General features: G+C 68.7%; 13 protein-coding genes. 4 read left to right on the forward strand and 9 right to left on the reverse strand.

The annotated features are described in order from the left end of the window. Window positions 1-163: 163 nt before the first annotated feature. The 3 genes from gltX to VNE62_03520 are packed head-to-tail and all read right to left on the reverse strand — an operon-like array spanning window position 164 to window position 3282. A complete protein-coding gene (gene gltX / locus VNE62_03510) occupies window positions 164-1582 on the reverse strand; it encodes a glutamate--tRNA ligase (protein HVE91358.1) in 1419 nt (472 codons plus the stop codon). Further along, window positions 1579-2337: a fumarylacetoacetate hydrolase family protein gene (locus tag VNE62_03515; protein HVE91359.1), complete on the reverse strand. Its 759-nt coding sequence runs from the start codon at window positions 2335-2337 to the stop codon at window positions 1579-1581. Before VNE62_03515 ends, gltX begins: the two co-directional genes overlap by 4 nt. A 24-nt stretch (window positions 2338-2361) precedes the next feature. Further along, window positions 2362-3282 carry a branched-chain amino acid transaminase gene (locus VNE62_03520; GenBank protein ID HVE91360.1) on the reverse strand — a complete coding sequence of 307 codons (921 nt, stop codon included), beginning with the start codon at window positions 3280-3282 and terminating at the stop codon, window positions 2362-2364. A 162-nt stretch (window positions 3283-3444) separates the two neighbouring features. Here VNE62_03520 and VNE62_03525 point away from each other — a divergent pair, with 162 nt between their 5' ends. Together VNE62_03525 and VNE62_03530 are read left to right on the forward strand one after the other, a co-directional pair. Further along, a complete protein-coding gene (locus VNE62_03525) occupies window positions 3445-4389 on the forward strand; it encodes an acyl-CoA desaturase (GenBank protein HVE91361.1) in 945 nt (314 codons plus the stop codon). Window positions 4390-4442: 53 nt separating this feature from the next. Next, on the forward strand, window positions 4443-5063 hold the full coding sequence (locus VNE62_03530; GenBank protein HVE91362.1) for a TetR/AcrR family transcriptional regulator: 621 nt from the start codon (window positions 4443-4445) through the stop codon (window positions 5061-5063). Window positions 5064-5078: 15 nt separating this feature from the next. Here VNE62_03530 and VNE62_03535 read toward each other — a convergent pair whose 3' ends face one another. The 3 genes from VNE62_03535 to VNE62_03545 all read right to left on the reverse strand — a co-directional run bounded on the left by VNE62_03535 (window position 5079) and on the right by VNE62_03545 (window position 8843). After that, window positions 5079-5891: a maleylpyruvate isomerase family mycothiol-dependent enzyme gene (locus VNE62_03535; GenBank protein ID HVE91363.1), complete on the reverse strand. Its 813-nt coding sequence runs from the start codon at window positions 5889-5891 to the stop codon at window positions 5079-5081. Window positions 5892-6183: 292 nt separating this feature from the next. Next, the gene (serA, locus tag VNE62_03540; GenBank protein HVE91364.1) at window positions 6184-7779 is read right to left on the reverse strand and encodes a phosphoglycerate dehydrogenase; all 1596 of its coding nucleotides are present in this window, start codon (window positions 7777-7779) and stop codon (window positions 6184-6186) included. Window positions 7780-7856: 77 nt separating this feature from the next. Next, the gene (locus tag VNE62_03545) at window positions 7857-8843 is read right to left on the reverse strand and encodes a PQQ-dependent sugar dehydrogenase (protein HVE91365.1); all 987 of its coding nucleotides are present in this window, start codon (window positions 8841-8843) and stop codon (window positions 7857-7859) included. On the opposite strand from VNE62_03545, the gene VNE62_03550 reads away from it, so the two are divergent. Together VNE62_03550 and VNE62_03555 are read left to right on the forward strand one after the other, a co-directional pair. Further along, window positions 8842-9123, forward strand: coding sequence for a hypothetical protein (locus VNE62_03550; protein HVE91366.1), 282 nt, complete (start codon window positions 8842-8844; stop codon window positions 9121-9123). The two genes, VNE62_03545 and VNE62_03550, sit on opposite strands and share 2 nt — an antisense overlap. A 106-nt stretch (window positions 9124-9229) precedes the next feature. Next, on the forward strand, window positions 9230-10009 hold the full coding sequence (locus VNE62_03555) for a DedA family protein (protein HVE91367.1): 780 nt from the start codon (window positions 9230-9232) through the stop codon (window positions 10007-10009). A 13-nt stretch (window positions 10010-10022) separates the two neighbouring features. On the opposite strand, the gene VNE62_03560 is transcribed toward VNE62_03555, so the two are convergent. From VNE62_03560 to VNE62_03570, 3 genes are all read right to left on the reverse strand, one after another. After that, entirely contained in the window at window positions 10023-10646 is a 624-nt protein-coding gene (locus VNE62_03560; protein ID HVE91368.1) for a sigma-70 family RNA polymerase sigma factor, read from the reverse strand. Between the two features lie 40 nt (window positions 10647-10686). Next, window positions 10687-11205: a hypothetical protein gene (locus VNE62_03565; GenBank protein HVE91369.1), complete on the reverse strand. Its 519-nt coding sequence runs from the start codon at window positions 11203-11205 to the stop codon at window positions 10687-10689. Further along, window positions 11202-12087 (reverse strand): Asp-tRNA(Asn)/Glu-tRNA(Gln) amidotransferase GatCAB subunit B (locus VNE62_03570; protein ID HVE91370.1); only part of this gene is annotated, 886 nt, incomplete at its 5' end. The genes VNE62_03570 and VNE62_03565, both read right to left, overlap by 4 nt.

A 12087-nucleotide genomic window follows, 5' to 3' on the forward strand; every position in this document is an offset into this window, starting at 1 on the left:
CGTCGTCCCCGTCGTACATCGAGAGATCGCCCCCGTAGCGCCACGAAGCTATGGCTCTGGCACGCTCTTCGGTCATCGGCGCAAAAATCAACCTCGTCACACCAGCGCACCCGCCCGCAAGGCACGGTCAAAGGCCCGCGCACGTCGCGCACCGGCACCGCGGTCAGCCTGCCGGTGAAACCGATACTTCGCGGGCAGCCCGCAGGCGGGCCACCGATTCGGCCCGCCCGATGATGTAGATGGACTCGAAAAGGGGCAGCGACACGGTGGTGCCGCTGATCGCGATCCGGATCGGCTGGGGCCCTTTGCGCTTGTGGAGGCCGAGGTCGGCCACCAGCGACTGGATCGCCTCTTTGATCGCATGGACCGTCCAGGGCTCCAGCGACTCCAGCTTCGCCGCCGCGGCCTCCAGTGTCGCGTCCGCCCGCCCCTCGCTCATGAACTGGTCCCAGGCGTTGGGGTCGATCGAAGGCCGCGCGCTCAGGTAAGAGATCGCCTGCGGGACCTCCGACAGCCTCACGACCCTGGTCTGGATCAGGTCGTGCTCGATCGCGGCCGCCAGGGCCTCCTGGTTGGTGTCCGGATGCAGCTCCAGCACACGCGACCGGAGCTCGCCGGGTGACAGGGCCTTGATGTACTCCTGGTTCATCCAGTCCAGCTTTTGGCGGTCGAAGATCGCACCGTGGGGCTGGACGCGGTCCAGCGTGAACTCCCCCACGAGGCGCTCGCGCGACAGGATCTCGTCGAGGGTCGGCGACGACCACCCAAGCAGCGCCAGGCAGTTCACCAGCGCCTCGGACAGGGACCCCTCCTGCCGGTAATGCGCAATGCCGGTGGGGGCGCGGCGCTTGGACAGCTTGCGGCGGTCGGAGTCCAAGATCAGCGGGAGGTGGGCGTAGATCGGGGGCTCGGCCCCCAGCGCTTCGTAGATGAGCACGGTCTGATTGGCCGCGGACAGAAGGTCCTCGCCGCGGACGGCGTGCGTGATGCGCATCGCGATGTCGTCCGACGCGTTGGCCAGGACGAACGTGGGCGAGCCGTCCGAGCGCGCCAGGACGAAGTCCTGCATGTCCCCTGGCTCCACGCTCACCTGTCCGCGGATCAGGTCGGTGAACACCGACGGGTGGTCCGGGACTCTGAACCGGACCGCAAACGGATGTCCCTCGGCCTCCAGTCGCGCCCGCTCGGACTCGGGCAGGTCTCGGCAGTGGCGGTCGTAACCGCGTGGGGTCCCGCGCGCCTTTACCTCGTCCGGGGTGCACCAGCACCTGTAGGCGCTGCCCGCCTCCATCACCTTCGCCAGCGTGGCCAGGTGGAGGTCCCGGCGCTGGGACTGGAAGTAGGGTCCGGCGTCGCCGCCGGCCTCGGGTCCTTCGTCCCAGTCCAGGCCGAGCCACCGGAGGGCGTCCAGGATCGGCTTGATGAACTCGGGCTTGGCCGTGGCGGGGTCGGTGTCCTCTATGCGCAGGATGAACGTACCGCCGCTGTTACGCGCGAACAGCCAGTTGAACATCGCGGCGCGGGCGCTTCCTACGTGGAGCTCGCCCGAGGGGTTCGGCGCGAACCGGACCCGGACGCTCACCGGGCGGCGACCCGGTTGGACAGCGTCCCTATCCCGCCTATCTCGACTTCGCAGACGTCGCCCTCGACGATCGGTCCGATTCCCGAGGGCGTCCCGGTGACGATGACGTCGCCGGGCAGCAGCGTCATGACCGACGAGATGAACTCGACCAGGACCGCGGGCGGGAACACCAGCTGCGAGGTGTCCGAGTCCTGCCTCACCTCGCCGTTCACCCGACAGGTGATCGACAGCGAAGAAGGGTCGACGTCGGTGTCCACGTGGGGGCCGAGAGGACAGAACGTGTCAAAGCCCTTGGCGCGCGTGAACTGCACGTCGCGCGACTGCAGGTCCCTGGCCGTCACATCATTGGCGCAGGTGTAGCCGAGGATCACGTCGGCGGCGTCCTCGGCACGGACATCGCGGGCGGCCTTGCCCATGACGATCGCCAGCTCGGCCTCGTGATCAACCCGCTCGGACTGGCGCGGCAGCAGGATCGTCTCGCCGGGGCCGATGACGGACGTGGACGGCTTCATGAAGATCATCGGCTCGGACGGAAGCGGCTTGCCCGTCTCCTCGGCGTGGTCGGCGTAGTTCAGCCCCACCGCGACCACCTTGCTCGGCAGGACCGGCGACAGCACGCGAACTTCGTCCATGGAGAACCTCTCGTCGGTGAGCTCCCAGGGCAAAAAAGGCGTCGTGGTGATGGCGCGCACCTCATCGCCGTGCAGGACGCCGTAGCCGATGGTCGAGCCGATGGCGAAGCGGACGAACCTCAACAGTCCTCCTGGGGGCCGGGGGCCTTACTGGGAGACGTACTCGTTCCACTCGCGGTAGGTCTCGACCTCTCCGCGAACCGTGGAGTGGAAGATCTCCTGGATCTTGCGCGTAATCGGTCCGGGATCGCCTATGTCGCGGTCGTCCACCGACCGGATCGGCACGACCTCCGCGGCGGTCCCGCTGCAGAACGCTTCCTCGCACGTGTACAGGTCGCTGCGCAGGATGTTGCCCACCTCGACCTCGTAACCCAGGTCGCGGGCGATGCGGTTGATCGACGCCTGCGTTATCCCCTCCAGCGCACCGGCGCTGGTAGGCGGCGTGATGATGCGGCCGTTGCGGACGATAAAGATGTTCTCGCCGGTGCACTCGCTGACCAGCCCTTGGGGCGACAGCAGAATCGCCTCGTCGTAGCCCGCCTTCAGCGCCTCCACTTTGGCCATCTGCGAGTTGATGTACATGCCTGTTCCCTTGGCGGCGGGGGGCATGGTGTTCGGGTCGTGGCGGCGCCAAGAGCTGATCTTCATCCGGACGCCGTTTTTCACGCCTTCGGCCCCCAGGTAGCTGCCCCAGGGCCAGACGGCGATGGACACGTTGACGGGGGCCGGCAGGGGGTTGAGACCCATCTCGCCATATCCGAGGTACACGAGCGGCCGGATGTAGCACTCCTCCATCCCGTTCACCCGGACCGTCTCCTTGGTTGCCTCGATCAGGGTCTCGGCGGAGAAGGGGATGTCGATCATGAAGATCTTGGCGCTCGCGAACAGGCGCAGGATGTGGTCGGTCAGCCTGAACACGGCCGCGCCGCGGGAGGTCTTGTAGGCGCGAACGCCCTCGAACACGCCACACCCGTAGTGCAGTGTGTGGGTCAGGATGTGGATCTTGGCGTCGTCCCAGTCAACGAGCTGCCCGTCCATCCAGATCTTGTCGGTCTTCTGAATCGGCACTCATGCCCCCTGTGGCCCGGCCGCCTACCGCGGCACGCGACGAGTATCTCAGGTCGGGCCGGATCGAATCTGACGCCGCGGCTCATCTTGGGACGGCTGCGCCGGCCCGTGATAACCTACGGTTCCGTAACCGTAGCCACCGCCGCACGAGGAGGAGCCCGCATGGCCGCGATGGACCTCGCTTCCCGGCCCCCGGAGATCCAGGGGGTCATCACGCTCAGCGAGCGGGAGATCAAGTTCCAACGACGGGCTGTACTGGCCCTGACGATCCTGCCGTTCCTCGGCCTCGCCTTCGCCGTGATGACCCTGTGGGGGCGCGGCCTGTCCGGCACCGACCTCGGCATCGCGCTGTTCTTCTACTTCTTCTCCGGACTCGGAGTGACCGTCGGATTCCACCGGCTACTCACCCACCGCAGCTTCGACACGCCCACGCCCCTGCGTCTGACGTTCGCGATCGCGGGTTCCCTGGCCGTTCAGGGATCCGTCATCAGCTGGGTGGCCGCGCACCGGCGGCACCACGCGTACTCCGACCGCGAGGGCGACCCGCACTCCCCCCACCTGGAGGACGGCGAGGGCATCGGCGGAATCCTCAAGGGCCTGTGGCACGCGCACGTTGGCTGGCTTTTCGACAAGGAGCGGACGGACCTCGAGCGCTGGGCCCCCGACCTGATGAAGAACGCGGCGATGCGGCGCATCGACTCGAAGTTCCCGGCCCTCGTGGCGCTGTCGCTGACCCTTCCGGCCCTTTGCGGACTGGTCCTCACGCGCAGCCTCTGGGGCGCGTTGACGGCGTTTCTGTGGGGCAGCCTCGCTCGGGTTTTTGTCCTGCACCACGTGACGTGGAGCATCAACTCCATCTGCCACTTCTACGGCAGGCGCCCGTTCGACACCCCCGACCACAGCACCAACAACTGGGTGCTGGCGATCATTTCCTTCGGAGAGTCCTGGCACAACAACCACCACGCGTTTCCCACCGCGGCGGTCCACGGCATCAAGCGCTGGCAGGTAGACCTCAGCGGAATGATCATCGGCGGGCTGGAGCGCGTCGGCCTGGCACGCAACGTCAAGAGGGTCACCGAGAAGCAGCTGGAACGGAAGTCCCTGTAAGCCGGGGGCGCCCCGACGCGCGCAAGCCCGTGGATCCGAGCGTCCGCGTCCGGATGTCCGGACGGGAGCGGCGTGAGCAGCTGCTGGACGTCGGCCGCACCGTCTTCGCCGAAAAAGGATTCGAGGCGACCTCCATCGAGGAGATCGCCGCCCGGGCCAGCGTCTCCAAGCCGGTGGTCTACGAACACTTCGGCGGCAAGGAAGGCCTGTACGCGGTGGTGGTCGACCGCGAGATGCGGCGGCTGCTGGAGCGGATGACCAACGCGCTGCACGGGCGGCACCCGCGCGCCAAGCTCGAGCAGGCCGCCGGTGCGCTGCTGTCCTACATCGAATCCGAGCCCGACGGCTTCAGAATCCTGGTTCGCGACTCCCCCGCCGTCGGCGGGTCGGGAACCTACCCCAGCCTCATCGGCGACATCGCGTCACAGGTGGAATACATCCTCGTGGACGAGTTCGGCTCCCGCGGCCTCGATCGCAAGCTGGCGCCGCTGTACTCGCGCGCCCTGGTGGGCATGGTCGCCCTCGTCGGGGAGTGGTGGGTGGAGGCGGGAAAGCCGAAGCGCGACGTGGTGGCGGCTCACCTGGTGAACCTCGCCTGGAACGGACTGGCGCGCCTGGACCCAAAGCCCTCCCTGGCGGCAAAGCGCCGGACGACCCCGCCAGGGATGGGCTAGTCACGGCGGCCTTCGTCAGGGAACGACGTTGAGGTTCTCGAGGATCTTCCGCCCCAGCGCGTCGTCGCCTTTCATCACCACGCGGCCCTCTCGCAGGACGCGGTCGGCGTCGCGCCTTCCGCCCATCAGCACGTTGAGCGTCTCGAGGTCCATCTTCATCAGGACCGCCGGGTCCTCCCCGTTGGTCGTCTCGCGGCCGCGGCCCCCGTCGACGATCACGCCGACGCGTTGTCCCACCGGCCCCGCCACGTCCAGCACCACAGGGAACCCATCGGGGACTCCCGCCCGCTTCGCCACGACGAACGGCAGGGCGGCGCGCAGAGTTCCGAACACCAGCTCGGGGGCCGGTCCCTCCAGGTGGCCCGGGCGTCCGAGGGCTCGGCGGATGTCCTGCTCGTGCATCCATGAGTCCAGCACCCGGAAAGGCAGCATGTCCCGGGCGGTGCCGGGTCCGACGGGGGTGAAGGACTCGGCCTCCCACTCGGCGTCACCGAACGACCGCAGCTGCTCGACCCGCTGCCTCGTCAAGTCGCGGAACTCCTCCAGCACCTTCGTGCCCGGCCAGGAGCGGCGGTAGTCCACGCCGATCTCGTTGGAGGCGCCGAAGTCGCTTTTGGTGTGGGAGATATCGGCCGGCTTATGGTCGGGACGAGGCTTTCCCTGGAGCGTCAGCTCAATGTCGGTCAGGTGCGCAACGTTGTCCTGGACCGACCAGGCCGGAAGATCCGTGGGCGTCTTCCACTCCTGTTCGGTCAGCGAGGAGCACAGCTCGTGGATGGAGTCCCACACCTGCTCCAGCGCGTCCACTACAGCCTGGTCCTTCGACATCAAAACCCCCTTGTCCGAATCGCTGCGCCCATCCTCCCGCATCGCTAGACTGCCCGGTACAGGAGAAAGGAGGTGGTCCAGATTGCATAAACCGCAATCGATCCCTGAGGTGGCTGACTGCTGACCTCGTCAGGGGGCCGGACCTCTCCGGCCCGAATTTTCTGCCTGCAGGTCGGCAGAGTCCAATCAGACCACCGGCCCCGGAGGCCGCTCGGGCAGGTCGACCGAGCGAAGTAGGCCTCCGGGGTTTCACCTTTCCGGGACCAGTCCGGCGTCCAGGCCGGGTCCCGGCTCAGTCCTCCAGGACCACAAAGCGCCCGGACGGTATGCCGGCGGCCCGCATCATCTCGTCCAGCACCTCTGACGGCACCTCCGACCCCACCGCCAGCGCCATGATCGCCGGCTGTCCCTCCACGTCCGGCTCCGCGACGACCATGTTGCGGATGTTGATCTGACGTTCAGCCAGGGGGCCGGAGATCCTGTTCACAACCCCCGGTCGCTCCTCGTAGCGGAAGAACGCCATGTACCGGCTCAGCGGGATCTCCAGCGGCCTGCCGTCGATCTCGACCAGCCTCTGCTCGTTGCGGCGGCCGGTGAGGGTCCCCCCCACCGTCACGGGCTCGGCGGCACCGCGCGTGGTGACGCGGACGAGGTTCAGGTAGTCCTCGGTCGTCGCCGACTTGCGCTCGGACCAGGCGAGGTCGCGGTCCTGCGCCAGCAGCGGCGCGTTGACGTAGGTGACCGGCTCGTGGACCACGGGCTGCAGGAACCCTCGGAGCGCCGCCAGAGTGAGGACGCGGGTGTCCTCCGAAGCGATCTGCCCGTGGTAGGACACCTCGACCTCCCCGACCGAAGGACCGGCCAGCGCGCACGCGAGGCGGCCGAGCCGTCCGGCCAGCGAGACGAACGGCCGGACCGACTCGGGCAGGTCCGACCCGGCCTGGAGGTTGACCGCGTGCGGCACAAAGTCCCCGCGCAGGGCCAGAAGGACCTGCTCGGCGATCGCCGTCCCCGCCTTGTCCTGGGCCTCCACGGTGGAGGCCCCCAGGTGCGGCGTCACGACGACCTCGGGCATGTCGAACAGAGGCGACCCGCCCGGCGGCTCGGTCTCGAAGACGTCCAATGCGGCGCCGGCGACCTTCCCGGCCTTGATGGCTCTCACTAGGGCGTCCTCGTCGATGACGCCGCCGCGGGCGGTGTTGATGATCCGGACGCCGTCCTTGCAGCGGGCCAGCTCGTCGTCGCCGATGAGGCGCTTGGTCTCGGCGGTCTTCGGAACGTGGATGGAGATCACATCCGCCAAGGCCAGCACGTCGTCCAGGGAGCCCAGCTGTATTCCCAGCCGAGCCGCGCGCTGCTCTGAGGCATACGGGTCGCAGGCGACGATCCTCATCCCGAACGCGAGGCACCTCTGGGCGACCAGCGTCCCGACCCGGCCCAGGCCGATGACCCCCAGGACCTTGTCGTGCAGCTCCATGCCCAGGAATCGCTCGCGCTCCCAGCGTCCTGCCGTGAGCGAGGCGTGGGCCTCCGGTATCCGGCGGGCCATCGACAGCAGCAGCGCCAGGGTCTGCTCCGCGGCCGAGATGATGTTGGACTGGGGAGCGTTGACGACAAGAATCCCCTTGCGCGTGGCGGCCTCCACGTCGACGTTGTCGAGTCCGATGCCCGCCCGGCCGATGACCTTCAACCGGGACGCCGCCTCGACCACCCGCGCGTCCACCTGTGTGGCGGACCGGATGATCAGCCCCTCGTAGGAGCCGATCTCGCCGGGCAGCGCCTGGGGGCCGAGGTCCGTTCGGACGTCAACCTCGACACCCCCGCGCCTGAGCCACTCGACCCCCAACTCCGCAATGGACTCCGTGACCAGCACCCGGCCCAGGAACATTCAGACCTCCGCATCGAAACGTCCGGCCCCCGGACGCGCGGCTCGATGGTAGGACACCCGCGGCCCCGACCCGCGGGTCAGGCCGGGTCGATCCTGAAGATGTCGCCTCCGAGCGACATCGCATACAGCTCGCCGGACTGGTCCTGTCCGAACGAGCTCAGCTGGTCCACCTTCGGACCCAGGAACCTGTGTCCTTCCGCGCGGCCCCTGCGCTGGGCGAATGCCCGGATCGTCCCCTGGCAGAAGTCGGCGAACAAATAGGCGCCCTGGAGCGCCGGAATCCTGGAGCCGCGGTAGACGTAGCCGCCCGTCACGGCGCACCCCTCCTTCAGCGAGTACTCGTAGACGGGCGGGACGTGGCCCGGCGGCGGGTCTCCTTCAAAGCGGTGGGTGCCCTCGAGCCGGTCCCACCCGTAGTTCTCGCCGCCCTTGGACGCGGCGGACCGGAAGTTGACCTCCTCCCACGCGTTCTGCCCGACATCGGCGATGTACAGGTCGCCGGTGGACCTGTCGAAGGAGTACCGCCACGGGTTTCGCAGCCCGTAGGCCCAGATCTCGCCTCTGGCTCCGGACTTTCCGACGAACGGGTTGTCCGAGGGGATCCCGTAGTCGCGGCCGCCGGACGGGCGCGGGTTGATCCGCAGCATCTTGCCGAGCAGGGTGTCCAGCGACTGTGCGTTTCCGGCCGGGTCCCCGGAGCTTCCGCCGTCGCCGAGGCCGATCCACAGCTTGCCGTCGGGGCCGAAAGCCAGATGGCCGCCGTTGTGGTTGGCGAACGGCTGGTCAATGGCCAGGACGTCACGGGCCGATCCCGGGTCGGCGCGGCCCCCGGCCATCGCGTACTCGCGTATCCGGGTGTCACCGTCGCGGTTGGTGAAGTTGACATACAGGTACCGCCGGTCCGGCGAGATGGCCAGCCCAAGCAGTCCCTGCTCGAAGCCTGTGGAGACCTCTGAGGAGATGTCCAGCACCGGGGCCGGGTCGAGGTTGCCCGCGCGCAGAGCCCGGACTGTGCCGCCCTTTTCGGCCACGTACAGCGAGTCCTCACCGGCGGGAGCCTCCATGGCAACCGGCGACGACAGTCCTGCGATACGGGTGAGCTTGATGCTCGCCGCGGCAAGTCCCGGCGCCGCGGGGGGCTTCGCCGTGGCCGTCCTGCGAGCGGAAGCGGCGGCCGTGGGAGCCGCGGCGGTCGGATCCTGCGTCACCGATGGATCCGGCGTGGGAGCCGGGGAGGCGCTCATCCTGGCCCGGGAGGGACGCCGGGGGCGACTGTCCGGCCCGCAGGCGGCCACCAGGAGCAACGTCGCGAGCATGAGCGCGCCGGCGCGCGCGGCGGTTTGAAAGGGCATGGAATGACAACGCCTGACGCTGGTCATCCGGTTCCGATCTCCGTGCCGTCGGCCCGGGATGCTCCCCGTGCCCGAGGACGATGAGCGATGATCGTGGCATGACCGACGACCAGCAGGTGGCGCAGACGGAGGACCTGGACATTCCCCCGCCGCCGAAGACGCGCCTGACCGACGGTCAGGCTTTCGCGCTGCTCGGGGCGTATTTCGTGTTCAGGACCATCACCCAGCGCATCGGGCTGGGCTCCCTGCCCGCGCTTCTCAAGCGCAACCTGGGCTGGACCCTGCCGCTGCTGAACAACTCGATGGTGGTGCTCATCGCGGTGGGAACCGACATCCGCAACGACGTCCAGATGATTGTTCTCACGGCCGGGGCTTCGGTGCTGCTGTCCACCGTGGCGGGACTGATCCTGTACTGGGCCGGCTACAGGTTCGGCCCCCAGCTCGCCGTGAAGGCCGAGAAGGAGGGCTCCACCTGGGCGTCCATCTGGAACCCCAAGAAGGTCGAGCGGGCTCACCGGTGGCTGGAGAAGTACGGCTTTTTGACCGTCGTGGTCGGGCGGCTGGTGGAGTGGCTGACGCTTCCGGTGGTGCTCGTGGCGGGCAGCTCCCGCATGAGCTTCAAAAAGTTTTTGGCCGCACACACTCTTGGGGCGGTCGGCTTCGCGCTGGGGTGCCTGTACATCGGAGGCCGTGCGGGCGACAGGTGGCCCTGGCTGCCCGACAAGATCAAGGGCCTGGCCGCCTGGAGCCTGAAGCTGACGCTGATCCTGGTCGTCCTTCTCGTCGTGGCCTCGCTGTTCAAGGGGAAACCCGACACGGAAGAAGACGCTGAGGCGGACAGGTCCGGCGCGAAGCGGGGGGAACGCTCCGGCTCGTGATGCAGCGGTCGGGTCAGGCCGCGCGGTCGCTCTTTCTGCGCCGCCCTTGCACCCGGTGATGGACCGTCATCCCACAGCGCGCCAGGGCGTCGGCGAAGCTGCGGCGAACCCGGGTGACCGTCAGGTAGGCGGCGTTCATCGACACGCCGAGCCGCCGCGCGATGTCGGCGGCGTCCTGGCGCTGCGCGAACTCCAGGAGGACCTCCCGGTACTTCGGCGGCATCTTGTCCATCGCGCACCGGACCGCCGCCGCGTCGTCGCCTCGAACCACGTGCTCCTCCGGCGAGGGGGCCGAGATCGTGGCGTTTGAGTCGACCTCCAGCGACGAACCGACCGCCACCTCCCGGCCGTTGCGGAAACGGTCGATCGCCAGCCGCCGCATCACGAGCATCAGCCACGGGACCTCCGTCGCGGGGATGCCCTTGGCGTGGGCCCGAGCCAGCGTCTCCTGGACGAGGTCCTCGCGGTCCCTGCCTGTCAGCTTGGAGGCCTTTGCGCTCAGCACCCGGATTGCGATCCTGAGAGCGGCGTCGTGATCGGTGGGCGCGTCCGGTCCCCCGGGGGCCGCTGGAGGCCGGTCGCCTTCGGGTCCGGGGCCATGGGGGCGTCCGGGGCCGGAGTCGCGTCTGGGCTTCATGTCCGGCTTGTACCCCCTTGAGGGATGCGGGAAACGCCGGTCAGGGGGCCGAGGGGTTGTCGCTCTCGCCGCCCGACTGCGCCTCCGGCGCCGCGACGGCGCGCGGCGCACCTTCGTCCTGCATCACCGAACCCGCCGCGACCAGGCCTCCGCCGAGGACGGCCAGCACCAGCCCCACTGCCGGTGAGGCCGGCTCCTCCTGCAGGCTGCGCGACTGAAAGGCCACCAGAGCAGCGAGGACGATGACCAGGCCGGCCAGGCCGGCCGTCGCCGGACCCGGTCCCCCGCGGTGCGCGATGATCGGCCACGCGGCGAGCAGCCCGGCCGCCAGGATCACCGCCCCGACCGACGGCGGCAGGCCGAGGACGGCCGTCGCACCTGTCACGGCCCAGAACGCGGACAGGTCCCAGGCCCAGGGCAACGACGTGGAGGTCGTCCAGGGCAGGACGCAGCCGGCGAGTATCAGGACGACCCCCGCCGAGTAGACCGCCAGCCACCGCGCGATCCGGCGGGTCCGCACGTCGCCGTCCGGCTCCGGGGGAGCCCAGCTGTGGCTCACGAGGAGGCCAGCCGCTCCGCCAGCAGGTTGCCCACAACCTCCGGGTTGGCCCGGCCCTGCGTCCGCTTCATGACCTGTCCCTTGAGTGCGTTGATGGCGCCGGTCTTTCCGTTACGGATCTGCTCGACGATGTCGGGGTTGGAGGAAATCACCTCTTCCACGACCGCGGCCAGCTCAGACGACTCGGAGATCTGCGCCAAGCCCTGCTCGGCGACGACGTCGTGCGGCGAGGTCCCGGTCTCCACCACCCGGCGCAGGACCTTGCCCTTTGCTATCGAGATCGAGACCTGTCCGGAATCCACCAGCTGCTGCAGCTCGACCACCTGCTGGGGAGAGACACCGGCCTCGTGCGGCTCGGCCCCCTTGTCGTTGGCTATGGCAGACAGCTCTCCCAGGTACCAGCGGGCCATGGACTTCGGGTCCCCGCCGTACGCGGCGGCCGCGGCCTCGTAGGCGTCGGCCAGTCCCTTGCTGGAGGTGATCGTCCTGGCATCGATGTCCGACAGGCCGTGCGCCTCGGACAGCCGGCGGCGCCGCTGTGCCGGCAGTTCCGGAAGCCCGTCCCGAACGCGGTCCACCCAGGCCCCGTCGGGAGCCAGGGGGACGAGGTCCGGCTCTGGGAAGTAGCGGTAGTCGAACGCGTACTCCTTGGACCGCAGGGTGGACGTCGTCCCGGTCGCTTCGTCGAAGTGCCTTGTCTCCTGCGCCACTGACTGTCCCGACGAAACGAGCTCCACCTGACGGCGGATCTCGTGGTCCAGCGCCCTCTGGACCGAGCGGATCGAGTTCATGTTCTTGACCTCGGCCTTTGTCCCGAGCCTGTCGGATCCCGACGGACGCACGGACACGTTCGCGTCGCATCGCAGCGACCCCTGCTCCATC

It is taken from the genome of Actinomycetota bacterium (assembly GCA_035536535.1).
Lineage (GTDB): Bacteria > Actinomycetota > JAICYB01 > JAICYB01 > JAICYB01 > DATLNZ01.

Bases quoted from the DNA above. Each gene is read 5' to 3' on its own strand.
- VNE62_03525 (HVE91361.1), top strand. From the start codon at position 3,445: ATGGCCGCGATGGACCTCGCTTCCCGGCCCCCGGAGATCCAGGGGGTC.
- VNE62_03530 (HVE91362.1), top strand. From the start codon at position 4,443: ATGTCCGGACGGGAGCGGCGTGAGCAGCTGCTGGACGTCGGCCGCACC.
- VNE62_03535 (HVE91363.1), bottom strand. From the start codon at position 5,891: ATGTCGAAGGACCAGGCTGTAGTGGACGCGCTGGAGCAGGTGTGGGAC.
- serA (HVE91364.1), bottom strand. From the start codon at position 7,779: ATGTTCCTGGGCCGGGTGCTGGTCACGGAGTCCATTGCGGAGTTGGGG.
- VNE62_03550 (HVE91366.1), top strand. From the start codon at position 8,842: ATGGCAACCGGCGACGACAGTCCTGCGATACGGGTGAGCTTGATGCTC.
- VNE62_03545 (HVE91365.1), bottom strand. From the start codon at position 8,843: ATGGAGGCTCCCGCCGGTGAGGACTCGCTGTACGTGGCCGAAAAGGGC.
- VNE62_03555 (HVE91367.1), top strand. From the start codon at position 9,230: ATGACCGACGACCAGCAGGTGGCGCAGACGGAGGACCTGGACATTCCC.
- VNE62_03560 (HVE91368.1), bottom strand. From the start codon at position 10,646: ATGAAGCCCAGACGCGACTCCGGCCCCGGACGCCCCCATGGCCCCGGA.